This is a genomic window from Aequorivita sp. KMM 9714, from assembly GCF_011065475.1.
In the GTDB taxonomy this organism is placed as follows: Bacteria; Bacteroidota; Bacteroidia; order Flavobacteriales; family Flavobacteriaceae; genus Aequorivita; species Aequorivita sinensis.
Genome location: NZ_JAAGRO010000002.1, coordinates 530,143 through 554,852, shown reverse-complemented (window position 1 = coordinate 554,852; position 24,710 = coordinate 530,143). Strand labels below are relative to the sequence as shown.

Sequence of the window (24,710 nt, the reverse complement as noted above, 5' to 3'; positions counted from 1 at the left end):
AGAGTGATTACCCTTGGAGAGTTCATCAAGAACTTTGAGTTTAAAGCTTTCGCTGTAACGTCTTACATATCCGTCATTTTTATACATATACATTTGTTTTAGTGTATACATATTTCAGGACGGGTCAAAATTGCACACAACGGTTTTGTGTATGATTAGTGGCGTGGTTAAGCACTAATTTAGCAAATAAAAACTGAATAGAAAATCCGCGAGGATTTTCGTAAGCAGGCTCGTACCAAGCAATTGATTATACACGTTGTTGGCGTTAGTTTTTCAGTTGACAAAATTTATCAATTTATATTTTAAAGTGTCATTGTTCTTTATCACATAGAATTCATCTTCACCTTTTCTTTTGTACAATTGGTATGGAACTTTTACAAATGCAAAATAGAATTCATTTTTTCCATTTTCAGCTAGAGCATTATTTTCAGTTATTAGTGGGCAGCTGCTATCAAATAGATATGATTTATTAATTATGCTTCCTCCTCGACTATTATTATGTATGCTAACGCGATAATCTAAATATGTGTCAATATTAACTCTTGTGTATCTATCAAAATCATTACAACTTAAAAGAACTATTGAAATTAGAATTATAACGGATAACTTTTTTATCATATTTGAATTATAGAGTTTCACAATTAACGCCAACGTTTAGTATAAAAGAAGTAGGGCTGTAAATAAGCGATTACTTTTCGGATTATCCACAAGCCAAATCTTTTGCATTTTGTTTTAAATTATTCTTCTAAAAGCCAAATCAAAAGGTTTGGCGACCTCGCAAATAAGCCTGAATCATTGGGTTTAGCACTTACTTGCCCTATTTTTTTTTATACAGTGTTGCCAGTAGTTTTTCTATACGTACTCATTGATTTGGTCCAGCATAAATTTCGCATCATTATCGTTCCTATCCAGCAGTTGCACCTTTTCGTAACATTTTTTTGAATTTTTAAAATCCGACAATTGGAAGTAAGAATACCCCAAATTTGAATATTTGATAATCTTTTCTTGAACTCCAATTTCACTATCTTTCAAAAATGGATGATTGAAATCCGAAATAGCTTCATCATATCTTTTTAAAACCATAAATGTATTTCCACGATTCAGATAATTGCTTCGGTCGTACGCATATTTAGAAGCATTTATAGCTTTTGTGAATGCATCAAGAGCTCCGTCATAATTACCAGCGTTAAACAGTTGCGATGCAATTTGTTGAAACCTCATCATTTCCGCCCCTTCTTTCTGGATTATTTCTTCTTTGGAAGTTGCAGGATTGTAATTTTTTTCCAGGTAAGGCGCAGAACATAATTGACCTAAAATGGCTTCAATCTCATTATATTTATTAATTGCTTTTTTCTCAATTATAGTTCCTGAAATTTTTGAAATAGCATCTATTTTATTCAAACCAGTTCCCCCAAAGGCACTCCAGATTAAAACGCATTCGTCCGCCAGTCTTGAATAAAGATATGCATATTCGAGTTCTTCTAAATCTTTGGCACTTCCATTTTGAGCTTTTTCGATTTGCTTTTTAAAATCGAAGTATGAAATATTACCTACTTTATTTTTCGTTTTTTTGCTTAATAGATTTAGTAAAACGGGTTGTGTTTTAGCTACTGCAGTTTGTTGGTAACTTGTTTTCAATTTTTGTAGTCCTATGTTGAAATCGTTCCATAATATTTTATTTCCTCCTAAAAATTTCTTTTGGAAACTGTTATTGAGTTCATCCCACATAAAGTCCATAGTATATTTTCTATAAAATATATTTAAAACTATCTTTTCAGGGTATTCCGTTTTTGAGTATTTATTTTTCCAATTTGAAAGTAGGTCATTCCCTTCTTTTAAGCTATTCTTTAAGTCTAATTTCATTCTTGATATTTTTCTAAAAATTTTAATTATTTAATGTTTTTCAACTTCAGACGATTTTTTTAAATTATTGGCAACGGTCTTGTATATGGCTCGTAGCGTGTAAATTAGCGATTATTTTCGGATTAAGCACAAGCCGAATTTTTAAATTTTACTATTTATCTTTTTATTGGAAATCGTCAAATTTAAAAATTTGGCGACTTTCCAAATATGCCTTAAATTCCGATTTAACAACTGCCCAGCTATGAGCTATATACGTTGTTAGAGGCAGTTTTTGTTACTATTCTAATTCCTTTAGTTTAGCTTGAGCTTCTTGATTTCCGTCTATTCCAACTGCTTTTTTATAGTTGTTAATTGCTTCTGATTTGTTTTTTTGAGATAAAAAGTAATTCCCTAAAGCAACAAAACTTTTTGATTCATTAGGATAGAAATCAGCATTCAGTTCTAAATATGCTAAAGCTTTTTTAGGAAGATTATGTCCATCCAACATAAAGAACCCAACTTGATTTAGTAATTCCCAATCAGGTTTTACTTCACGTTTCATTCGAATGCTCAATTTTTTATAGTGGGTTTTAAAAGGCTCTGTTAATTCTTTGGCAGAATATTCTTTTGGTGTGTTAAAACGCCACATTTCTGGGAATGGAAACCAAGAGAAAATAGACCGCAATCCATTATATTGGGCTGGAACAACAATACTTCCGTGGTCTTCATTCTCAAAATATTCCCATTTAAAATTAATCTCTTTATTATTTTTCACTAATAGGTCGTGAAACTTTAAATTGGCTCTAATCTGTTCAGTAGGAACTGTTTTGTCTTTTCTAACTTTAATCGTGTCCATTGCTTTGCCAATACTATTTGCCACAGCTATATATAATGATTTTTCTTTTCGATTTCCTTTATTTAGTTGTTCTTGAGTTTCTTTAACCAGATTTTCTTTGTCCCACCATAGACTTGGGTCAATTGCCAAATAATTATCAAAAGAGTTTTCGTGATGTAAGTATGAATAAAGTACAAAAAGACCTCCTGTAGAATGACCAATAATGGTATTGTTGTTTTCGGTTGGGTATTTATTGTTGATATACGGTTTTAATTCTTGATTTATGAATTTTAAAAAATTACTGGCACCTCCAGAAGTTTCCGATTCGTGTCCGCGTTGAAAAGGAACATTAGTATTCGTAAAATCTCTTGTTCTATCGGTATTGGTAATGCCAACTATTATAGATTGAGGAATTTTGAAAGGCGTTAGTTGCTTTTGCATTCCAGTAATAACATAAAATTGTTGAGATGCGTCCAATACATAAATAACTGGATAGTTTTTAGTGCTATTAAAGTCCTCTGGTGTATGTATCCAAATTTCTCTTTGTTCCTTTAATATTTTGGAATATAAACTATCAACCTTCCCAACTACTATTTGCTTTTCGCTATTTTGATGAAATTGTGCTATTCCTTTGAAACATAGGAACAAGGTAATTATGGATATTACAATTTTGGACTTTCTCATTTGTTTGGTTAGGTTTTAGTTTATAATTATTTCTTTTGGCTAATTGACAAAATCAAAAATAATTCCAGAATTGTCCTTTTTACCTATCGTGTTTTTTTAAATTGCCTCTAACGTTACGTGTATGAGCAGTGGCGTGGTTCGTCACGGACAATTGTAAACAGGTACTTGCCATTGGAAATTCCGCAGGAATTTCCAAGTAGGCGAGAACAAGCCATTGCTTATACACATTGTTACCACACGTTTTTATTTTCCATTTCAGAAAATCAGTTGGTCAACTTGATTTCTGATTGAGAATAGGAATATCAAAATCAAAAGAGTAATCAGATTCGTTTTGAATTTCACGTATTCTTGTTTTTTATATTCATTAATTATTTTATAAAATAAAAATCCGCCAACAAGTAAAATCGGCAGATAGTTAAATATAAAGTCAACATACCATAATTCAGAAATTCTACTCGCACCATCTCCAGAACCAAATATGAGGAAAAAAGCAAATATCTCAATTAAAATCAGAATTAATAGAATTCCAAAAAACAGAATAGACCTAATTCCAATTCCGAGATAATTTGTCTTTATTTTTAAAAATTCCGTTGTATTCAATTAGTTCTTATTAGTATTCCTTTTTAAACATTTTGAAAGCAATTCCGCCAACAATTATTAATGGAAGAACATACATAATTAGTTTCGTCAATCCGTTATTTGAAATATTACCAGCTTGAGCTCCAGTTCCAAAAATGAGAAGAAAGATTAACGATTCAACAAAGTATATTGATATCAACAGAATTATTAATCCGATAATCTTTAATGTGTTTTTCAAGGTTTCGTTCAAATTCTGATTAACTTCAAATTTACTATAATTTTCCTACACATTAATTTCACTCGTTAGCTCAAGAAATTAACGGGTTTTTCTTGTGTGGGGAATGTGTGGTAACGGTCTCGTATAACCGTAGTTACGGGATTAAATTTAAAGTTTTTCGGATAAACACCGACGGTAGCAATTACGAGTGGATTCGGACGTAGTCGAATCCGCCGTAATTGCGGTTATACATTGTTGTAAAACGTTATTTTATCCATTCAATATTTTTAAAGTAGTTGGTATATATACAATAATCAATATCGAATTTTCTTTTTTTGGATGAATTTATTGTAAGAATAAATATTCGATTGGTCTCTTGGTTAATCAAATAGAAACTCAACATTCTCGAATCTTTACTTTCTTGAGATTCTATCCAGTATGATTTGTATTCGTTAAGTTCAATTTTACCATAATCTCTGAAGCTTTTGGCATATACAGTTTCGGACAATACTCTATCAAAATAATCATCCATATTTTCTGAAACTTTTAGTCCAATTTTTATTTCAAGAATCGCGCTTTCATTAGATTTATCTTTGGGATTGTATTGATGTACGATGAATTCGTCAGTTTTGTAAGTTTTAGAATTATAGTTTTTAGGTAATAAGATGGAATATTGATTGATTGAGTCTGTAAATGAGCGATAATCAAGTCGTCCGTTAATCGAACAATAATTCCAATTAGGCGTTGTATTTTCTTTCAGTTTATCTTTTAATCTTTCCCAATTTTCGTTGTTATTTTGCGCCCTTAAACCATTAATAGATAGAAGGCCGAACAAAAGTAGAACAAGATATTGGTGTTTTGTCATAATGTGTTACAACGGCGATGTGTATGATTAGTTGCGTGGTTAAGCACCTAATTTAGTAAACAAAACCGAACGCGTGAAAATTCCGAAGGAATTTTCCAAATAAGCACTTGCCAAAGCAATTAATTATACACGGTGTTGTAACACGCTTTTGTTTTTCGGTTTCCTTTTCCTTTTTTACTCCGACAGCCCATTTTCTTATTTGTTCGTTTAAATCTCTAAGTCCGATTCCGCCAAGTAGCATTCCAATTGGCATTCCGATTAAAGTTCGACAAAATTCTTTCGGATTTCTCCGATAGTCAGGTAGATAAGCCCAGTATAAAAATCCTCCGAAAAGGATTATCAAAATTGATATAATTAAGAATTCGGTCATATTCTGTTTTTTAACCAAACATTGCCCAAAGCATTGACATTATTGAGTCAAAAGGACTTTGTTCTTTTTCAGGTTCACAATATTTTTTCGATAAGTATTTTAGCGATCTTTTATTCCAATTATTATCGAATATTAAACTCAGTTCGGATTTATGTTTTTGTATTTCAGATTCTGATATTTCTTTCTTTTTTATTTTATATTCGATTTGTATTAGTTCCGTTATTTTATCAAATTCACCGTTTTGAAACAACTCCTTTTCCTTTTGAGTTCCAACACTTTCTAACGAAGATTTTTTCCCCTCGTAAGTATTATAAATTCCCAAATGTTTTTTAGTTAATTTCAATATTTCTTGATTTGGTCAAATGTGTTACAACGTTTATGTATATGAGCTGTGGCGTGTTTTAGCACGAACCTTTACAAGTAAAAACTGGCTTTGGAAAATCCGTAGGATTTTCCAAGTGAAGACTGACCAAGCCATAGCTTATATACTGTGTTGGCAAACGTTTTTTATTCAGTTATAAATATTTTCTTATTAGGAATATCAATTGTAAGAATTTTACCCAGCCACTCTATACTAGTTTTACCTTCATATATTAATCCATCAACAAATGCAGCATTTAAAGTCTCTAGTTTACATAATTCATTTTCTGTATTTAATTTTGATAGCGTTCCAATGTAATAGTTGTTTTGCTTTTTAAATTCGCTGGTTCTAGGTACTGTTTTGAAATCTTTTTTATCTAATGCAAGTGGTTCAAAGAGTTTTGAACTAAACCAAAATGAATTTTTTCCTGCACCGCTATCCAATTCTATTTGTATTTTCAAAGTGTCATTCAATTGTATGTATGTGAAAATATCAATGGCTTTTCCTGCGTAATCTGCTATTTGAATATCGATGCTTTTTTCATTTTTTGTAGGCTTATTGAAAAGGATTTTTTTATTGATATAATCAATAGTAACAGTTGTGTTTCTGAAGGGTTGTAATGATATAAGACCGTCTATATCTCCGAAATCTAAATCTATAATGGCATATTGTTGATTGTCAAATTCCCTATTATTGATTTCGATACTTGTAGCATTATATAAGTCAAGATTCAATTCTTCACCAGTTGCTCGATGCCCCACAAAGAAATTGTTTGTTTTTTCATTTGTGATTTTATGAGAAAATTTTGTGAAAATAACATTAAGACCTGCTCCTGTGTCAAAAATAAACTTTCCTTCCACATTATTTACTTTTGCATTTATAATAATATGTCCACTTTCATTTGTTTCAAAAGGTATTTGTGCATTTGCCTTTGAAAAAAAAGATAATAATATAAAAAGGATTGCTGTTCTAAATAATTGTTTTGTCATTGTAGTTTTTTTAATGTTTGCCAACACGTAAATATACGTAATTTAGTTAATCACCTCCAAAATCATCACTTTTTTAATGTGTCCTTGGAAACATAAGGCATAGCAGTGCTTTTGTATTCGTTATTTTGTATATCTTTTGGTTGTATATCATCAATTCATATAAGAACTGATATACAAAATGACCAGTTGCAAAATGCGGGAAATTATTAAAATAGTGTTGAAACTTTTTAAGTTTAAATAAGCAATATATAAACTTCTACCACAATAATTAGAAACTTGTAAATAAATTATCCGAAACTAAAAATGCCCAACGCTCAGTGATTTGAATCAACAATCAAGATGCAAGAGCCAAGACAGTAGCCAAAATTCCCCCGACCAAAGACCAACGTCCAAAGTCCAAAAACCAAAAACAAAAACCAAAAACCAACGACCATCTACCAACGTCCAAAGTCCAAAGACCAACGTCCAAAGTCCAAAGACCAACGACCAACGACCAAAGACCAACGACCAAAGACCAACGACCAAAGACAACCCCCAAATAACCCTAAATCTAAGACCCTAAAACCAGAATGAATGAAGTTTAAAACTTTGTGAAAAAAAATTTACTTGTAGGTATTTTTACATATAAAAACTGACGAATTATCACTTACCTTTGGCTCATGAGTATAATAGTACAAATTGCGGTTTCCCCACAACAGCTAGAGGATCTAGATTTTATTTTAGGACTTGCTTTAAAGAAGGAAAAACTTCGAAAAAAAGAAATTGGAGATTGGCGAATTCGCAAACGATCTATCGATGCGCGAAATAGTCCGATAAAAATAAACCTTCAAATAGAGTTGTGGTTACTTGAAGAACTTCGCGAGCAAATACCACCTTATATTCCACAAAAGGTTCACAACGCCAAAAAAGTAGCAATTATTGGAGCGGGACCAGCTGGACTTTATGCAGCTTTACGAGCGGTAGAAGCAGGATTTAAACCTGTAGTATTCGAACGCGGTAAAGATGTACGTGAACGCAGAAGAGATTTGGCTATTATCAACAAACTTCAAAAAGTAAACCCCGAAAGTAATTATTGCTTCGGCGAAGGTGGTGCTGGAACATATTCCGATGGCAAACTTTATACACGAAGTAAAAAACGTGGCAATGTGCTTAAAGCATTAGAGTGGTTTGTACATTTTGGAGCAGATGAAGATATACTCGTAGATGCTCACCCACATATAGGAACTAATAAACTGCCAAAGATAATCACTTCAATGCGGGAGGCGATTATAAAAAATGGGGGAGAGGTTCATTTTAATTCCAAACTTACCGATATTAAGATTAACGATGCCGCAATACAGGCTATTCAAATTAATAATGAAAAATGGTTTGAGTTTGATAATGTGATATTGGCAACAGGACATTCCGCTAGAGATATTTATTACTTGCTGCATCATAAAAACATTAAAATTGAAGCAAAAGGTTTCGCGATTGGCGTTCGTGTAGAACATCAACAAACGCTTATAAATCATATTCAATATCAAAAAGAATACGATAACCCTTATTTACCTCCAGCTAGTTATAGCTTAGTAGAACAGGTAGATGGCTTTGGTGTATATTCATTTTGTATGTGTCCAGGCGGAATAATTGCACCTTGTGCCACCGAGCAAGACGAAGTTGTTACCAATGGTTGGAGCCCAAGTAAACGAAATAACCCTTATGCAAACTCAGGAATTGTGGTAAGTGTAAAACCGACAGACTTACCTAATTACAAAAAAGATGATCCATTTGTATGCTTAGATTTTCAGAAATATGTAGAAAAACGATGCTGGGAAGCGGGAGGTAAAACACAAAAAGTCCCTGCTCAACGTATGATAGATTTTGTAGAAGGTAAGATTTCTACCGATTTCCCAAAAACATCATACCAGCCAGGTATTGTTGCAGCCGATTTAAATAAAGTGCTACCAGCTTTACTCGCAGAAAAACTGAAAAAAGCTTTTGTTGCATTTGGCAAAAAGAAGAATGGGTATTACACTAATGAAGCCGTACTTCACGCACCCGAAAGTCGAACATCCTCAACTATTAGCGTGCCTAGACACCCAATTACACTAGAACACGTTGAAATTAAAGGTCTATATCCCTGCGGAGAAGGAGCTGGTTACGCCGGTGGAATAATTTCTGCAGCCATAGACGGAATTAATTGTGTTGATGCAATAGTGAGAAAGCAAGTAAGCACCGAATAGCCAAAATTCGAAATTAGAATCTAGACTCTCACCCCTCACCACTCACCTCTCATTTCTAGCATCTAGAATCTAGACTCTCACCCCTCACCACTCATCTCTCACATCTCACATCTCATATCTCACATCTCACATCTCATATCTCATATCTCATATCTAGCATCTAGCATCTAGACTCTAGACTCTCACCCCTCATCTCTCACCACTTACCTCTCACCACTCATCTCTCACCTCTAACCATTCACGTCTAAAAACTTAACATTTGACATTTATCATTCTTAATTAATTACCTAAGGCTTATTTTTGCATTCATTAAACGAAAAAATATGAAAGCATTATTAGAAAAGTCGATAAATAAAGCAATGGATTATACACAGTATAACATGCTTTTCAAACAATTGGTGGAAGAAGAAAGAACTACTGGTGAATTCTCCCAAATGAAGGTCGATTATACAAAACTAAACTTCAGCCGAACTAAAAGATTGGATAAAACTGCAAAGGTTTCGGAAGAGGCTATGGAGGTATTTAAAAGTGTTTCTAATAAACAAACTTGGCTTGTTATCACCGAACCTTGGTGTGGAGATGCAGCGCAAACACTTCCTTTCTTAAATAAAATCGCTCAAGAAGCTGATAATATCGATTTAAAAATTGTGCTTAGAGATGATAATCTTGAATTGATGAATCAGTTTCTTACTAATGGTTCGCAATCTATCCCTATTGTAATTATGATTGATGAGGATATGAATGTGCTTCAAACCTTTGGTCCGCGTTCAAAAGCAGCTACTAAACTTGTTTCAGACTATAAAGAGGAGCACGGAAAAATTGACGATGCTTTTAAAGAAATTATACAAGTTTGGTATAATAAAGACAAAGGTATTTCAATAGTAAATGACCTTGTAAATAGTTTGACTGTTAAAGCTTAAGTTAAGTAAGGACATTTTAGAACCAAGAATCTAGAATCTAGACGGATTGGATAAAATAAAGTGACTGTAATCTCGATTTAATCTAACAGCAAAGCGGTCTTAGCTTTTTTAAAAAAAATCTGACAGATTTCATTTCAAAAATCTAATACATTATCAATCTTTGTAACAAAATAAAAAACCATGCAAATTGTATCTGCTCAAGAAGCTGTATCCATAGTAAAATCTAATAATCGCGTATTTTTTCAGGGCGCAGCAATGACGCCTAATTTATTGATAGACACTTTATGTGAGCGATACCACGAACTTAAAAACGTTGAAATTGTTCAAATTCACACTCACGGTGAAGCAAAATACACCGTTGAACCTTATACTCAAGCCTTTCGCCTTAATAGTTGTTTTGTAGGCGATAATGTTCGCAAAGGAGTAAATACCATGCATGGTGATTATACTCCAGTTTTCTTAAGTGAAATACACTTGCTGTTTAGAAGAGGTATTCTTCCTTTAGACGTAGCGTTTATTCAAGTATCTCCTCCAGACAGACATGGGTATTGTTCCTTAGGAGTTTCAGTTGATGTTACCTTACCCGCTATTCAAACTGCAAAACACGTAGTAGCCTTAATTAACCCGAATGTTCCAAGAACTCATGGAGACGGGATTATTCATATTAAAAAAATCGATTATGGCGTAGAGGTAAACACCCCGATATACGCCGCTACAATTGGCGAGCCTTCTGAAATTGAATCTATTATAGGTAGAAATGTAGCAGAATTGGTGGAAGACGGTGCAACCTTACAAATGGGGATAGGGAATATACCTAATGCGGTTTTGCATAACTTAACCAATCATAAAAGGTTGGGAATTCACACCGAAATGTTTAGCGATGGGATACTTCCTTTAGTTGAAAGAGGGATTATTACAGGAGAAGAAAAAGCAATAAAAACAGGCAAGATTGTTACTTGCTTTGCAATGGGGACTAAAAAATTGTACGATTTTATAGACGATAACCCTAATATCCACTTCAAAGAAGCTGCATATACTAACGATACAGCAATTATTAGAAGCAATCCAAAAGTGACAGCTATTAATAGCGCGATTGAAATTGATTTAACAGGTCAAGTTTGTGCAGATAGTATTGGGATGTATCAGTATTCTGGAGTTGGAGGACAAATGGATTTTATTCGCGGTGCATCACTCTCGGAAGGAGGGAAGCCTATTATAGCTATGCCTTCTATCACAAACAAAGGTATTTCAAAAATAACTCCATTTTTAAAAGAAGGAGCAAGTGTTACAACCACTCGAGCCCACGTGCATTATGTAGTTACAGAGTATGGGGTAGTTAACTTATTTGGAAAAGGTATCGAACAACGCGCCAAAGAACTTATTTCAATTGCTCACCCAGATCATAGAGAAGCTCTAGAAAGAGAAGCTCGTAAAAGATTTAATCACTAAGTTATTAATGTTTTAAGTGATTATAATTTAATAGTTTTAATATATTTTTGTGTAATATTCATTTTTAATTCGCTAAATTAGGGGAAATAATAAAAATTATGTTTTCCAAGGCTTGTGAATATGGAATTCGTTCGGTTCTTTTTATCGCTGAGCAATCTGAACAAGATAAAAGATCGAATGTTACTGAAATATCCAAAGCAGTAGACTCCCCAGAACCATTTACTGCAAAGATATGTCAGCAAATGGCGCGTTCGGGAATTATACTTTCCAAAAAGGGGCCTAAAGGTGGGTTTTATATTGAAAAAGATTCTAAACTTACTCTAGCCGACATTGTAAGTTGTATTGATGGAGACAAAATTTTTAATGGTTGTTGCTTAGGTTTGCAATTTTGTTCTTCTGAAAATCCTTGCCCAGTGCACGATGAATATTTGGTGATTCGCGAGGGATTAACCAGTATGTGTGAAAATAATACCGTTATTGAACTTGCCAGCAAAATCCGAAGTGGCGAAACTTTTTTAAAGATGTAACTTTCTATACATCCAATTCAAATAAAAGATATTATATTTAAATTCTGATAGTTTTATCAGAATTTAAAATTTTGTATACCTTTGCATTTCTAAAATTCAACAATGTTTTCAAAAGCCTGTCAATACGGAATTAAAGCATCAGTTTTTATTGCTTCACAATCTGCCATTGGTAATCGTGTAAGTTTAAAGGAAATAGCTGCTGGAATTAATTCTCCTGAGGCATTTACGGCTAAAATTTTACATCAATTAGCTAAAAATAATATTCTTCAATCCCTAAAAGGTCCTACAGGCGGCTTTGAAATTCCAGAGGGGAAAGCAGAGACTATTAAATTGAGCGATATCGTTTCAGCGATAGATGGAGATTCTATATACATGGGGTGCGCTCTAGGTTTTGATCATTGTGATGCACTTCAACCGTGCCCAATGCATGATAAATTTGTAGATATTAGAGATAACCTTAGACAAATGCTTGAAACTACGAGCCTGCATGAATTAGCAAATGGAGTAGACGTGGGATTGTCATTTTTAAAACGCTAAATATTTTTTTGCACCTATTTATGATAAAAAGGTGAGAAATTAAGAAGTGAATTATACTATACCTCTAAAACAAATTTTAATATAAAATGAAAAAACTGAATTGGTTAATATTATTGGTTCTAGGAGTACTGCCTCAATTTGCAATAGCGCAAAAAAAATAGTAGTATTTCAACAGAAAACTGGATGTCGAGTCCCGGCATTATCGGCACCTTCGTTTTAATTGCCATTGTTATGGAAGTTTCTATAAGGTTCAGAATTGAAAAGCCAATTTTAAAAGAGTCATCATTTTATACCGGGTTCTTGAATATCTTTAAAGGAATGTATCCAAAAACAATTTAAAATGAGCTATATTCATCGTTTTCTCACACTGTTTAGTTCAACACCGAAAGTAAAGCCTAAACTAAAATTAGTTGATGAAAGTTGTCCTTTTTGTCGGGGCTATCAGGAATACGATTAAATAATCCGTTCTCTGCCGAAGGATAAGCAGATTGATGTTAAAAACCATCGAGATAAGTTTGTAAAAGTTGGCAAATTTGTGGTGAATCGCATGGATGGTTTTAAAAATAAAAATGAATAATTGAGCGCTGTTCAGAATGTGGCGGCAAACGAATTAAATATATAGAAAACCTTTAATTTTATGGAAAAGAAGAAACCTATTAAACGTCATATTGCTTTGCAACCTTTAAGTAGGCAACATCATTTTGGCTTATTGTTTAGCTGGAAAATTCGAAAAGGATTTCAAAATAATATTGAAATAGGACGGATGCAGGAATATGCAAAGTGGTTTTATAAGCACGAAATAACACCGCATTTTAATGATGAAGAAAAATACGTTTTTCCTATTCTAGATAAAGAAAATGAACTTATTGAACGGGCTTTAAAAGAACACAGACGAATTAAACGTTTGTTTAATGATACAAAAGATCCTGAAAAATCACTCAATAAATTAGAGGAAGAGCTAGATGCTCATATTCGTTTTGAAGAACGAATTCTTTTTAACGAAATTCAAAAAGTAGCAACAGAAGCTCAACTTGCTAAAATTGAAGAAATCCATAGCGATTTAGAAAAATCACCCGACTATCACGATCCCTTCTGGGAGTAAAAAATTACCCTTTAACTATCAATAATATAAAAAGATATAGCGTTTTTTGTATATTCTGACAAAATTGTCATAATTATGATTTAAGTCATACTTTGTTCCTTTTATTCTACTGAAATTTGTTTTATTAAATAAACATAAATAACAATGCCATGACAACACTTCAAGATAAAACAGTAGCAGATGTAGTTACGGAAAATATAAAAGCCGCTCACGTCTTCAAAAAATATGGAATAGACTTTTGCTGCGGTGGAGGGGTAAGTATCAAAAAAGCATGTGAAAAAGCTGAAATTGATCCTGTTTTAGTAGAAACAGAAATACTTAACTTAGAAAATATAAAAGACCGAGCTTTAGATTTTAACAGTTGGAAACTTGACTTTCTAACCGATCATATTATAAATGTTCATCACGGTTATGTGGAAGAAAGTAGCCCATTATTACTTCAGTATTCGCAAAGAGTAAACCACGTACACGGACATCATTACACCGAATTAGCCGAAATAGAATCCTTAGTAAAACAAGTGGTTCAAGAATTGGCAGCACACATGAAGAAAGAAGAATTAATTTTATTCCCATTCATTAAAAAACTTGTAAAAGCAGAACGTGAGGGTACAGAAGTTCCTCCAATACATTTTGGAACTGTTGAAAATCCTATTAAAATGATGGAGGCAGAACACGAAGAAGCAGGTGAAATTCTGCGTAAAATAGCTAAATTAAGTAACAACTTTACGCCGCCTCAAGGTGCTTGTAATACCTATAAAGCGTTTTATTCAAAACTAGAAGAATTTGAACAAGATTTACACCAACACGTACATTTAGAAAATAATATCCTTTTCCCGAAAGCATTAAAACTGGAAAAGACATAAAAAAAATAATTGAGAAATTAGTAAAATAGAACTATCACTAAAGAATAATTAGTTTGTTTTTAATACAGTTCGGAAGATTGACAAATAAGAATGTTTAACGTCAAACTCCGAACTGTTTTTTCTTAATTTTATAGCTTGATAAATTTAAAAAAACATATTGGCATTGCGCTTGCTTATTTCCTGCTAGTAGCTCTAATGGGAGTATTGTTACGGTTATTCTTTGTTACCCCTGTTCAGCTTAATTTTAAGTACATACTTCACGCACATTCTCATACAGCTTTGTTGGGTTGGATTTATTTAGGATTAACAACTTTAATCTATAAAATTTTCCTTTCCGAAGCAGAAAAATCCAAGTTGTATAAGCGCATTTTTATTTTTACCAATATCTGCATATTAGGGATGCTTGTAACCTTTCCCTTTCAAGGGTATGCACTGTATTCAATTATATTTTCAACACTATTTTTGTTTGCTTCCTATTGGTTTACTTGGTTTGCGATAAAAAACATCCCTGAACATTTTAAGCATCGTTTTTCTTGGAAACTTGTAAAAGCTTCCCTTTGGTATTTGGTGTTTTCAAGTATAGGTCCATGGGCTATCGGTGGGGTTATGGCTACGTTAGGCACAGAATCCATATGGTATAAAACATCCATTTATTTCTATCTTCACTTTCAATACAACGGTTGGTTTATATTAGCGCTTTTAGGGATTTTGTTCTATATACTTGAAGAAAAATCAGTTGTTTTTAAAGCAGAACAGTTAAAATCAGTATTCTTTCTCCTGAATTTTGCTGTGATATTTACCTTATTCCTATCAGTACTTTGGTTTGGGCCGCCTAAAATTATTTATGTGTTGGGCTTAATTGGTGCTGTGGCGCAAATCCTAGCATTTTATGAGTTGTATATACTTATTAAAAAGCAGTGTAGTTTTTTAATTAAAAGTATTTCTCCTCAAGGTCTGTTGCTTTTTAAAATTGCAGGAGTTTTACTAGTTGTAAAAGTATTCATGCAGTTCTTTTCTGCTTTTCCTTATATGGCAGATTTGGCTTATCGGCTTAAGGATTTTGTAATCGGTTATTTACACCTAGTTTTTCTAGGGATTGTAATTCCTTTAATGCTCGCCTTTTTAAATTATTTCCGTCTGCTTAAGATTCCTAAAAGCTTCTTGTGGTTTTTCTTAGTGGCTTTTATAACTACAGAGGCTTTAATATTTTATAAAGCTTTTGCATTTTGGCTAGGCCTACCTTTTTTTCAGAACTATTACATTTTACTTGCCATTTTAAGTTGTCTTTTTCCAATAGCCGTAGGGATTTTATTTTTCAATCAAATTAAAAGTTTTTATCTTTCTACCTAAATCTATTTAAATTGAATGATTATATATAGCAAGCTTTAATTATAAAGCTGATAATTATCATTTATAGAGATATGAGGCTTTGCGATATTTGCCCTTGAATTAATGCGAAAATTTTTATCCTAATGGTTAACTGTTTCCACTGTGGCGATGAGTGTCGCGACGACGTGATCACACACGACGAAAAGTCCTTTTGTTGCCACGGATGTAAGACGGTTTACGACATTCTACACGATAGCGATTTAGGTTACTATTACGATATTGAAAAAAATCCAGGAATTTCTCCCAATGAAATCGCGGGTAAATTCGATTTTTTAGACAACCAAACCATTGTTGAAAAACTACTAGAATTTAACGATGGTAAAATGCAAATTGTCTCATTTGTAATTCCTTCAATACACTGTAGTAGCTGTATATGGATACTGGAAAATTTAAATAAACTCAGCCCTTCAGTAATTTCATCTCAGGTTAATTTCCCTGAAAAAACAGTTCGAATTTCTTTCTCTTCTGAGGAAGATGCCCTTAAAAACTTAGTGATTTTATTAAGCCGAATTGGCTATGAACCATATATCTCTTTAGACGATTCGGATAAAAAAGATAAAAACGTAGACCGCAGTTTAATTTTTAAACTAACAGTGGCTGGATTTGCATTTGGAAATATAATGTTCCTTTCACTTCCTGAATATTTTGAAGGATCTGAATTTTGGTTAGACAAATTCAAACCCTTCTTTCGATGGTTGATGTTTGCTTTCTCGCTTCCAGTAGTTTTTTACTCTGCAAGCGGATATTTTATTTCAGCTTATAAAGGACTTCGTTCTAAAATCTTAAATATCGATGTACCCATTGCCCTGGGTGTCGCCGTGCTTTTTATTAGAAGTACTATAGATATTGTAATGGACTGGGGAACTGGTTTTTTCGATAGCTTGGCAGGACTTCTTTTCTTTTTATTACTAGGGAAATTCTTTCAGCAAAAAACCTACAGCTATCTATCTTTTGAACGCGATTACAAATCGTACTTTCCAATAGCAGTTACCCGACTGTTTAAAAACCCTGAAGGTAATACCGTTGAAGAACAAGCCGAAGTTTATAAGGTTGAAAAAGGCGATCGCTTGTTGATTAGAAACAATGAAATTATCCCTGTAGATGCCATCTTGATAAAAGGAAATGCCCTAATCGATTATAGTTTTGTTACGGGTGAAGCCGAACCAATTTCCAAACAAAGTGGCGACAAGCTTTTCGCTGGAGGAAAACAACAGGCAGGAATTATTGAAGTTGAGGTTTTAAAACCTGTTTCTCAAAGCTACTTAACGCAATTGTGGAGTAACGATGTTTTTAGCAAGGATAGAACAGGAGTTTTCGAATCCCTTACAGACAGTATAAGTAAACGTTTTACAGTAACGCTGTTAACTATTGCATTTATTGCAACAATTTTTTGGATGGTTGTAGATCCTTCAAAAGCATTTAATGTGTTCACTGCTGTGCTAATTGTAGCTTGTCCTTGTGCTATTGCTCTAGCTGCACCATTTACACTAGGGAATGTGCTGCGTATCTTCGGAAGAGAAAAACTGTATTTAAAAGAAGCTTCAGTAATTGAACAAATGGCAAAGTTGGATACCGTAGTATTCGATAAAACCGGTACGCTAACTACCAATCAAAAAAACATAATCACTTATGAAGGTGTAGCACTCACTGAAGAAGAACAAAAATTACTTACAAGTACACTTCGAGCTTCTAGTCACCCCTTAAGTCGTTCCCTATACAGCATTTTAGATAAAAACGATATTCAAACCTTAGATGAATTTGAAGAAGAAGTAGGGAAGGGGATTTCAGCGTCGTATAATGACAATTCTATAAAAGTAGGTTCTTATGAATTTGTCGGAGATTCTAGCGATTCTATAGACGAGATTAAAAATAAAACTACTGTTCATATAAGCGCAAACAAAGTCTATAAAGGGTGCTATGTTTTTAATAGTGAATACAGAACTGGAGTAGCCGATGTATTTGAGCAAATAGGAAAGGATAAAGAAGTGATTGTTCTTTCAGGGGATAATGAAGGTGAACGTGAACGTTTGGAAGCAATGTTGCCGCAAGGTGTTAAGTTGTATTTCAACCAAAAACCGAACGATAAATTAAATTTTATTAAATCATTACAACAAGAAGGCAAACGAGTGTTAATGATTGGAGATGGATTGAATGATGCCGGGGCGTTAAAACAGAGTGATGTTGGCTTTGTAATATCCGAAAATACCAACGTTTTTTCACCCGCTTGTGATGGTATACTAGATGCGTCAAAATTCGATAAAATTCCTGACTATCTTAATTTTTCTAAGAAAGGAGTGCAAGTGATTAAATGGGCCTTTGTGCTCTCCTTGTTTTACAATCTTATAGGAATTTCATTTGCAGTTACCGGACATTTACTTCCCGTTGTAGCTGCTATTTTGATGCCTTTAAGCTCTATTAGTGTGGTGGTATTTACAACCATTACCACCCAATCTATAGGTAAGAAATTAAGAATGAGTATAAATAAGAAAAGCTGACGATTATCATGTTTTGGTGATGATTGTGATAATATTTTTGAATTTGATATTTAAGAAATGACGATAATTTACATGCTCTTGGCGCTCAGTCTTTTAGTTGCGATTATCTTTTTTGTACTGTTTATTTTTTCAGTAAGAAAAGGGCAATACGACGATACCTATACGCCATCTGTACGAATGCTTTTTGACGATGAGCTTGTAAAAGAAGATGCCGAACTAACAGGAGATAATGCCGGAAAAAAATCGAATAACAGTAAAGTAAATTTAACCAATCCAGATAAATAATTCTTTTACCATTATGCAAACAGAACAGTTTTACTATGACAATCAGATTGTCAAAAAGTTTATCTATGCTACCATTTTTTGGGGACTCATAGGTATGAGCGTTGGCTTACTACTGGCTTTTATGTTTATGTTTCCGAATATGACAGACGGAATTTCTTGGCTAAGTTTTGGTCGTTTAAGACCATTGCATACCAATGCCGTGATTTTCGCTTTCGTAGGAAATGCAATCTTTGCAGGGGTTTATTATTCCTCTCAACGTTTGCTAAAAGCTAGAATGTGGAGCGATTTTTTAAGTAACCTTAATTTTTGGGGATGGCAGGCAATTATAGTTGCAGCAGCTATTACCTTACCATTAGGTTACACCACTTCAAAAGAATACGCAGAGCTAGAGTGGCCAATTGATGTTGCAATTGCAATAATTTGGGTGGCTTTTGGTGTAAACTTAATTATGACCATGGTAAAAAGACGTCAACGTCACTTGTACGTTGCGCTTTGGTTCTATTTAGGAACATGGGTAACTGTGGCAGTATTGCATATTGTAAATAGTATGGCAATTCCTGTAACAGCATTAAAGAGTTATTCAATGTATTCTGGAGTGCAGGACGCCCTGGTACAATGGTGGTATGGTCACAACGCAGTAGCGTTTTTCTTAACTACACCTTTCCTTGGATTGATGTACTACTTTGTTCCTAAAGCTGCAAATAGACCAGTGTATTCATATAGACTTTCTATTGTTCACTTCTGGTCTTTAATTTTTATTTATATATGGGCAGGACCTCACCATTTATTGTACACATCACTTCCAGAATGGGCGCAAAACCTAGGAGTTGCATTCTCTGTAATGCTACTTGCTCCATCTTGGGGAGGTATGATTAACGGACTTCTAACCTTGCGTGGTGCTTGGGACAAAGTACGTGTTGATCCTGTACTTAAATTTATGGTTGTGGCAATTACCGGTTACGGGATGGCGACTTTTGAAGGACCAATGCTTTCACTTAAAAACGTGAACGCTATTGCTCACTTTACCGATTGGATTGTAGCTCACGTTCACGTAGGTGCACTAGCGTGGAATGGTTTCTTAGCCTTTGGTATGATTTATTGGTTGGTACCACGACTATTTAAAACAAAACTATTCTCAGTTCAATTGGCAAACGCGCATTTCTGGATAGGTACTTTAGGTATCATTATGTATGCGTTACCTATGTATGTAGCTGGATTTATGCAAGCTTCTATGTGGAACCAGTTTAACCCAGATGGAACGCTTACTTACGGGAACTTCCTTGAAACAGTTACCCAAATCATGCCTATGTATTGGATGAGAGCAATAGGTGGTAGCTTATATATTACAGGTGCTTTCATTTTGCTTTACAATATTATAATGACTGCGAGAAGAGGTAGTAAAGTTACAGACGAACTTGCTGAAGCTGCTCCATTAACTCCAGTTACTAAAAGACAAACTTCAGGTGAAGGATGGCATACTTGGTTGGAGCGTCGCCCAATTAAATTAACGATTTATGCAACAATTGCAATTTTAATTGGTGGAATGGTGCAGATTATTCCTTCGTTAATGGTGGACGATTATGTACCTGCAATCTCTAGTGTAAAACCTTATACACCTTTAGAACTAGAAGGTCGTGACATTTACATCCGCGAAGGTTGTGTGAACTGTCATACGCAAATGATTAGACCATTTAGAAGTGAAGTAGAACGTTATGGTGAATATTCAAAATCTGGTGAATTTGTTTATGATCATCCATTCCTTTGGGGAAGTAAGCGTACAGGGCCAGACCTTCACAGAGTAGGAGGTAAGTATTCTGATAACTGGCATTTAAACCACATGTACGACCCGCAGAGTACTTCATCAGGATCTATTATGCCTTCGTATAAATGGTTGATTACATCAGAATTAGATAAATCTGATACCGAATCTAAAATGCGTGCGCTAACCAAAATTGGGGTTCCTTATACTGAGGATGAAATAGCGAGAGCTCAAGAATGGATGACTGAACAAGGTACTCAAATAGAAAAGAACCTTTATAGCGACCCAGATTTTGCTTCATCATACGAGGCAGATAAAAAGTACGCTCAAGAAAACGGGGAAGAATTTGTTGAGATGAAAGACCGAGAAATTGTAGCGGTAATTGCTTATCTACAACGATTAGGAACTGATATTAAAGTACAAAACGCCGAAGATGCATCGGCATTAAACGACTAGTTATGTTGAAATTTGTAAAAGGAAACCTAGAGAACATAGACGATGTTCAAATATATCCAATGATATCACTATTAATATTCTTTTTCTTCTTTGTTGGGCTCTTTTATTGGGTAATTACAGCTAAGAAAGAGCACATTACCGAAGTGAGTAATATTCCATTGGAAGACGATACTAATAACCAAAACGACCAAATACTATGAAAACCGTAATGTCATATTTAAGAGTCATAGGCTTTATGATTCTCGCCTTTTTCCTACTAGAGTTTATAGTAGATTCTGGAGAGGAATGGGCTATAGTTAAATATCCAATTATCTGGGCTGTTTTAGGCGTGGTGTTTTTCTTTGCTGTTGCTTTCGAAATAGTTGCAGCTGCTTTACAACGTGTTCTTTATACGGGGCTTGATGATGATGCTAAAAAGCGATACGCAACTTTAGAAGAAAACCAATTCGGTTGGATTAAGAAAAAGTATAAAGAAATGCTCGATTCTAAGCCTATAGAAGCAGAGCAGGAGATAGTGTTAGAGCATAACTACGATGGTATTCGCGAGTTGGACAATAACCTTCCGCCATGGTGGAAATACTTGTTCTATGCAACAATTGTTTTTGCGGGTGTTTATCTAGTTTATTATGAAATCTTTGATGGTCCAAATCAAATTGATGAACTTGAAACTGAAATAGCACAAGCTAAAATTGATATCGCTAAATATAAAGAAAACAACAAAGACCTTATCGATGCTAGCACAGTAGAGTTTTTAGATTCACCTTCAGATCTTGCTGCAGGTAAAGCTATTTACACCGATAACTGTGTGGCTTGTCATAAAGACAGTGGAGGTGGAGGTATTGGTCCAAACCTAACAGACGATTATTGGATTTTAGGTGGAGGAATTAAGAATATCTACAATACCATTAGCGAAGGAGGTAGAGCAGGAAAAGGGATGATTGCCTGGAAAACAGATTTGAAACCTAGTGAAATTGCCCAAGTATCGAGTTATGTAATGACACTTCACGGTACTAATCCAGCAGATGGAAAAGAACCTGAAGGAGAAATTTGGAAGGATGAAAACGCTTCAGAAGAAGCCGTTGAAGAAAATGAAACAGTAGATAATACTGAAGTTTAAATAGAGATTTACCCTGTATCAATAGCTAATAACTTAGAGTTGGTTTTAAACTATTCTCTAAGTTATTAGCATCAATATTACGTTTCACATCAAAATATAATACCATTGGAAACTCCAGAAAACGAAAGCTTTAGAGATAGCATCGGAACGATGAATGAAGAAGGGAAAAGAGCTTGGGTGTATCCTAAAAAACCTTCCGGCAAGTATTACGATTACAGAAAGTATGTAAGTTATGTTTTACTTACATTTCTATTTACCGCCCCGTTTATAAAAATAAATGGCAACCAGTTTTTACTATTTAATGTTTTAGAGCGACGCTTTAATATTTTTGGATTTCCATTTTGGCCGCAGGACTTTTACCTGTTTGTTATAATGATGGTAATTGGGGTAGTTTTTATCCTGTTATTTACAGCTGCTTTTGGACGAATATTTTGTGGGTGGATTTGCCCACAAACTATTTTTATGGAAATGGTTTTCCGCAGAGTAGAATACTGGATTGATGGCGATAGAGGTGCTCAAATTCGTTTGGATAAACAAAAGTGGGATGCAGAGAAAATTAGAAAGCGAGTTTTAAAGTGGACTATATTTTTTATTATTTCATTCTTAATAGCCAATATATTTTTAGCGTATCTGATAGGAAGCGATCGTTTAATACAATACATCTTTGAAGGACCTTTTGAACATTTAAGTACGCTAATTTCTCTATTAATTTTCACAGGTGTTTTCTATTTTATATTCGCTTGGTTCCGTGAGCAGGTTTGTGTTATAGCTTGTCCTTATGGAAGACTTCAAGGAGTTTTATTAGATAACAAGTCTATAGTAGTAGCCTACGACCACAAGCGTGGGGAAAAGGAAAAAGGCCGTGCAAAATTCAGAAAAAATGAAGATCGTGCCGCTTCTGGAAAAGGTGATTGTATAGACTGTTTTCAATGTGTTCATGTGTGCCCAACTGGAATTGATATCCGTAACGGTACTCAGCTCGAATGCGTGAACTGTACTGCTTGTATGGATGCTTGCGACAGTATGATGGAAGCAGTTAACCTACCAAAAGGGCTAATTAGATATGCTAGTGAAGAAAATATTGAAAAGAAAGCTCCTTTTAAATTCACCCCGAGACTGAAAGGATATACAGCTGTTTTAGTGATCCTTATTGGTGTTCTTACAGGGATGTTGTTCTTAAGAAGTGATGTGGAAGCGAATATATTAAGACTGCCAGGACAGCTTTATGAGCATAAAGACAACAATATCATTAGCAATGTATTTACGTATAAATTGCTAAACAAAACCACAAGAGATATTGAAGACATTCAATTTAAATTGAAATCTCCTAAAGGTGAAATCAAGAGTGTAAAACAGGGTGAAATTATAGTTCCTGCTCAAGATTTAGCTGAAGGAACACTGTTTATCGAAATTAATGGCTCAGCCTTAAGTGGTGATAAAAACCGTGCGGTGATTGAAGTGTATAGTGGTGACAAACTGATAGAAACCACAAGCGTTACATTCTTAGGTCCGCGTAGTTATAAGTAATTCTTTTATTAGAAAAGGAAATTGAAATATAGAATTAATCATTAAATAATAATCGTAATGAAGATAAATTGGGGTACAGGATTGGTGATTGGGATGGTGCTTTTTATATCATTCATACTGTTTTTCGTTATAAAAATCAGTACTCAAGATAAATACGATTTTGATTTAGTAACTGAAGATTACTATCAAAAAGAATTGGTTTTTCAAAAAGAAATGGACGATCAAACCAATTCACATTCTTTAAAGTCTAAAGTTAAAGGCAAAAGAACAGCTGAAGGATGGTTGATTACCTTTCCAGAGGAAGTTGATTATTCAAAGATTTCTGGAACAGTATTGATGTATAGACCTTCCAACAAGAAATTAGATTTCGAGATGCCATTAAAACTATCGAGTTCAACCTTACTTATTCCGGATGAAAAGTTGGTAGGAGGCCGATGGAACACTATCGTTCACTGGAGTATCGATGGTGAAGATTATCTGTTTAAAGATGAAATTATTTATTAGTAAGGATTGAGTTTGAAATCGAAAACCTTACCGAAGTTGATATATAAACTTAGAATCGAGTTCTTAAAATGTTATACACCGCACTTTTATTTGGATTATTAGGTAGTTTCCACTGCGTGGGAATGTGCGGCCCTATTGCATTTTTATTACCTGTAGATAGAACTAATAACCTAAAGAAAATTGGTCAGATTTTTCTGTATCACTTTGGAAGGATACTAGCTTATAGTATTATAGGATTGGTCTTTGGGCTAGTAGGAAAAAGTTTAAACTTATTTGGGTTTCAGCAACAGCTTTCAATTTTGATTGGAGTATTAATGATTGCTGTAATCTTCATTCCCATAAAAACCTTTAATAAATACAACTTTTCAAAACCTATTTATAAAGCTGTTTCAAAAGTAAAATCTGCATTAGGGAAAGAATTAAAAAAGAAAACCCCTGATACGTTTTTAACTATTGGGTTTTTGAATGGCTTTTTACCTTGTGGGTTAGTGTATATGGCTGTTTTCGGAGCAATCGCCTCAGGAAATCCGCTTCAAGGAAGTTTGTATATGGCAATGTTTGGACTGGGTACAATCCCGCTAATGACCTCTGCTATATACCTTGGGAATTTTTTAAATGGGCAAGTGCGCCAACGAATTCGTAAAGCAATTCCCGTGTTGGTAGTAATTATAGGATGTCTATTTATCGTGAGAGGATTGGGCTTAGGGATACCCTATATTTCACCAAAACCAATGACTGAAAAAGTAGATTCAAATTTAGACTGTGCGCCAACACTATCAGAAAATAAACTAATTAATAACCAAAAAAATATTTAAG

23 protein-coding genes are annotated in these 24,710 nt (G+C 34.0%); 16 read left to right on the top strand and 7 right to left on the bottom strand.

Annotated features, from left to right (window positions below):
- Positions 1 to 852 precede the first annotated feature (852 nt).
- From G3A46_RS08790 to G3A46_RS08760, 7 genes are all read right to left on the bottom strand, one after another.
- Positions 853 to 1,863 (bottom strand): hypothetical protein, encoded by a 1,011-nt coding sequence (locus tag G3A46_RS08790; RefSeq protein ID WP_165148879.1) that lies wholly within the window; start codon positions 1,861 to 1,863, stop codon positions 853 to 855.
- A 277-nt stretch (positions 1,864 to 2,140) separates the two neighbouring features.
- A complete protein-coding gene (locus tag G3A46_RS08785; RefSeq protein ID WP_165148876.1) occupies positions 2,141 to 3,361 on the bottom strand; it encodes an alpha/beta hydrolase-fold protein in 1,221 nt (406 codons plus the stop codon).
- Between the two features lie 610 nt (positions 3,362 to 3,971).
- Positions 3,972 to 4,178: a hypothetical protein gene (locus tag G3A46_RS08780; RefSeq protein ID WP_165148873.1), complete on the bottom strand. Its 207-nt coding sequence runs from the start codon at positions 4,176 to 4,178 to the stop codon at positions 3,972 to 3,974.
- A 244-nt stretch (positions 4,179 to 4,422) separates the two neighbouring features.
- A complete protein-coding gene (locus G3A46_RS08775) occupies positions 4,423 to 5,022 on the bottom strand; it encodes a hypothetical protein (protein WP_165148871.1) in 600 nt (199 codons plus the stop codon).
- Between the two features lie 52 nt (positions 5,023 to 5,074).
- Positions 5,075 to 5,392: a hypothetical protein gene (locus tag G3A46_RS08770; protein ID WP_165148869.1), complete on the bottom strand. Its 318-nt coding sequence runs from the start codon at positions 5,390 to 5,392 to the stop codon at positions 5,075 to 5,077.
- Positions 5,393 to 5,402: 10 nt separating this feature from the next.
- Positions 5,403 to 5,735, bottom strand: coding sequence for a hypothetical protein (locus G3A46_RS08765; protein WP_165148867.1), 333 nt, complete (start codon positions 5,733 to 5,735; stop codon positions 5,403 to 5,405).
- A 164-nt stretch (positions 5,736 to 5,899) separates the two neighbouring features.
- Positions 5,900 to 6,742 (bottom strand): aspartyl protease family protein, encoded by an 843-nt coding sequence (locus G3A46_RS08760; protein WP_165148865.1) that lies wholly within the window; start codon positions 6,740 to 6,742, stop codon positions 5,900 to 5,902.
- Between the two features lie 659 nt (positions 6,743 to 7,401).
- Between G3A46_RS08760 and G3A46_RS08755 the strand changes: the two genes are divergently transcribed.
- The 16 genes from G3A46_RS08755 (at position 7,402) to G3A46_RS08675 (ending at position 24,709) form a co-directional block, all read left to right on the top strand.
- Positions 7,402 to 8,964 (top strand): FAD-dependent protein, encoded by a 1,563-nt coding sequence (locus tag G3A46_RS08755; protein WP_165148863.1) that lies wholly within the window; start codon positions 7,402 to 7,404, stop codon positions 8,962 to 8,964.
- A 323-nt stretch (positions 8,965 to 9,287) separates the two neighbouring features.
- On the top strand, positions 9,288 to 9,884 hold the full coding sequence (locus G3A46_RS08750; protein WP_139856573.1) for a thioredoxin family protein: 597 nt from the start codon (positions 9,288 to 9,290) through the stop codon (positions 9,882 to 9,884).
- 180 nt (positions 9,885 to 10,064) lie between these two features.
- The gene (locus G3A46_RS08745; RefSeq protein WP_165148861.1) at positions 10,065 to 11,333 is read left to right on the top strand and encodes an acetyl-CoA hydrolase/transferase family protein; all 1,269 of its coding nucleotides are present in this window, start codon (positions 10,065 to 10,067) and stop codon (positions 11,331 to 11,333) included.
- 98 nt (positions 11,334 to 11,431) lie between these two features.
- Positions 11,432 to 11,860, top strand: coding sequence for an Rrf2 family transcriptional regulator (locus G3A46_RS08740; protein WP_165148859.1), 429 nt, complete (start codon positions 11,432 to 11,434; stop codon positions 11,858 to 11,860).
- A gap of 102 nt (positions 11,861 to 11,962) precedes the next feature.
- The gene (locus G3A46_RS08735; RefSeq protein WP_165148857.1) at positions 11,963 to 12,397 is read left to right on the top strand and encodes an Rrf2 family transcriptional regulator; all 435 of its coding nucleotides are present in this window, start codon (positions 11,963 to 11,965) and stop codon (positions 12,395 to 12,397) included.
- 637 nt (positions 12,398 to 13,034) lie between these two features.
- Complete coding sequence (locus G3A46_RS08725) at positions 13,035 to 13,499, top strand: hemerythrin domain-containing protein (protein WP_165148853.1); 465 nt, start codon at positions 13,035 to 13,037, stop codon at positions 13,497 to 13,499.
- Positions 13,500 to 13,648: 149 nt separating this feature from the next.
- A complete protein-coding gene (ric, locus tag G3A46_RS08720; protein ID WP_165148850.1) occupies positions 13,649 to 14,362 on the top strand; it encodes an iron-sulfur cluster repair di-iron protein in 714 nt (237 codons plus the stop codon).
- Positions 14,363 to 14,497: 135 nt separating this feature from the next.
- Positions 14,498 to 15,712, top strand: coding sequence for a hypothetical protein (locus tag G3A46_RS08715; RefSeq protein ID WP_241836873.1), 1,215 nt, complete (start codon positions 14,498 to 14,500; stop codon positions 15,710 to 15,712).
- 122 nt (positions 15,713 to 15,834) lie between these two features.
- Positions 15,835 to 18,246 carry a heavy metal translocating P-type ATPase metal-binding domain-containing protein gene (locus G3A46_RS08710; RefSeq protein WP_165148847.1) on the top strand — a complete coding sequence of 804 codons (2,412 nt, stop codon included), beginning with the start codon at positions 15,835 to 15,837 and terminating at the stop codon, positions 18,244 to 18,246.
- A 57-nt stretch (positions 18,247 to 18,303) separates the two neighbouring features.
- A complete protein-coding gene (ccoS, locus tag G3A46_RS08705) occupies positions 18,304 to 18,531 on the top strand; it encodes a cbb3-type cytochrome oxidase assembly protein CcoS (RefSeq protein ID WP_165148844.1) in 228 nt (75 codons plus the stop codon).
- 13 nt (positions 18,532 to 18,544) lie between these two features.
- Positions 18,545 to 20,746, top strand: a complete 2,202-nt coding sequence (ccoN, locus tag G3A46_RS08700; RefSeq protein ID WP_165148841.1) for a cytochrome-c oxidase, cbb3-type subunit I — start codon at positions 18,545 to 18,547, stop codon at positions 20,744 to 20,746.
- 2 nt (positions 20,747 to 20,748) lie between these two features.
- The gene (locus G3A46_RS08695; RefSeq protein ID WP_165148838.1) at positions 20,749 to 20,946 is read left to right on the top strand and encodes a CcoQ/FixQ family Cbb3-type cytochrome c oxidase assembly chaperone; all 198 of its coding nucleotides are present in this window, start codon (positions 20,749 to 20,751) and stop codon (positions 20,944 to 20,946) included.
- The gene (locus G3A46_RS08690) at positions 20,943 to 21,863 is read left to right on the top strand and encodes a cbb3-type cytochrome c oxidase N-terminal domain-containing protein (RefSeq protein WP_165148835.1); all 921 of its coding nucleotides are present in this window, start codon (positions 20,943 to 20,945) and stop codon (positions 21,861 to 21,863) included. The genes G3A46_RS08695 and G3A46_RS08690 overlap by 4 nt, the downstream gene beginning before the upstream one ends.
- Positions 21,864 to 21,968: 105 nt before the next feature.
- Positions 21,969 to 23,390 (top strand): cytochrome c oxidase accessory protein CcoG, encoded by a 1,422-nt coding sequence (gene ccoG / locus G3A46_RS08685; protein WP_165148832.1) that lies wholly within the window; start codon positions 21,969 to 21,971, stop codon positions 23,388 to 23,390.
- Positions 23,391 to 23,447: 57 nt separating this feature from the next.
- Entirely contained in the window at positions 23,448 to 23,894 is a 447-nt protein-coding gene (locus tag G3A46_RS08680; RefSeq protein ID WP_165148830.1) for a FixH family protein, read from the top strand.
- 68 nt (positions 23,895 to 23,962) lie between these two features.
- Positions 23,963 to 24,709, top strand: coding sequence for a sulfite exporter TauE/SafE family protein (locus G3A46_RS08675; protein ID WP_165148828.1), 747 nt, complete (start codon positions 23,963 to 23,965; stop codon positions 24,707 to 24,709).
- Position 24,710: the final 1 nt, after the last annotated feature.

Excerpts from the sequence above, each read along its gene's own strand:
- G3A46_RS08790 (WP_165148879.1), bottom strand. The coding sequence starts at position 1,863 with ATGAAATTAGACTTAAAGAATAGCTTAAAAGAAGGGAATGACCTACTT.
- G3A46_RS08785 (WP_165148876.1), bottom strand. The coding sequence starts at position 3,361 with ATGAGAAAGTCCAAAATTGTAATATCCATAATTACCTTGTTCCTATGT.
- G3A46_RS08775 (WP_165148871.1), bottom strand. The coding sequence starts at position 5,022 with ATGACAAAACACCAATATCTTGTTCTACTTTTGTTCGGCCTTCTATCT.
- G3A46_RS08770 (WP_165148869.1), bottom strand. The coding sequence starts at position 5,392 with ATGACCGAATTCTTAATTATATCAATTTTGATAATCCTTTTCGGAGGA.
- G3A46_RS08760 (WP_165148865.1), bottom strand. The coding sequence starts at position 6,742 with ATGACAAAACAATTATTTAGAACAGCAATCCTTTTTATATTATTATCT.
- G3A46_RS08755 (WP_165148863.1), top strand. The coding sequence starts at position 7,402 with ATGAGTATAATAGTACAAATTGCGGTTTCCCCACAACAGCTAGAGGAT.
- G3A46_RS08750 (WP_139856573.1), top strand. The coding sequence starts at position 9,288 with ATGAAAGCATTATTAGAAAAGTCGATAAATAAAGCAATGGATTATACA.
- G3A46_RS08745 (WP_165148861.1), top strand. The coding sequence starts at position 10,065 with ATGCAAATTGTATCTGCTCAAGAAGCTGTATCCATAGTAAAATCTAAT.
- G3A46_RS08740 (WP_165148859.1), top strand. The coding sequence starts at position 11,432 with ATGTTTTCCAAGGCTTGTGAATATGGAATTCGTTCGGTTCTTTTTATC.
- G3A46_RS08735 (WP_165148857.1), top strand. The coding sequence starts at position 11,963 with ATGTTTTCAAAAGCCTGTCAATACGGAATTAAAGCATCAGTTTTTATT.
- G3A46_RS08725 (WP_165148853.1), top strand. The coding sequence starts at position 13,035 with ATGGAAAAGAAGAAACCTATTAAACGTCATATTGCTTTGCAACCTTTA.
- ric (WP_165148850.1), top strand. The coding sequence starts at position 13,649 with ATGACAACACTTCAAGATAAAACAGTAGCAGATGTAGTTACGGAAAAT.
- G3A46_RS08710 (WP_165148847.1), top strand. The coding sequence starts at position 15,835 with ATGGTTAACTGTTTCCACTGTGGCGATGAGTGTCGCGACGACGTGATC.
- ccoS (WP_165148844.1), top strand. The coding sequence starts at position 18,304 with ATGACGATAATTTACATGCTCTTGGCGCTCAGTCTTTTAGTTGCGATT.
- ccoN (WP_165148841.1), top strand. The coding sequence starts at position 18,545 with ATGCAAACAGAACAGTTTTACTATGACAATCAGATTGTCAAAAAGTTT.
- G3A46_RS08695 (WP_165148838.1), top strand. The coding sequence starts at position 20,749 with ATGTTGAAATTTGTAAAAGGAAACCTAGAGAACATAGACGATGTTCAA.
- G3A46_RS08690 (WP_165148835.1), top strand. The coding sequence starts at position 20,943 with ATGAAAACCGTAATGTCATATTTAAGAGTCATAGGCTTTATGATTCTC.
- G3A46_RS08680 (WP_165148830.1), top strand. The coding sequence starts at position 23,448 with ATGAAGATAAATTGGGGTACAGGATTGGTGATTGGGATGGTGCTTTTT.
- G3A46_RS08675 (WP_165148828.1), top strand. The coding sequence starts at position 23,963 with ATGTTATACACCGCACTTTTATTTGGATTATTAGGTAGTTTCCACTGC.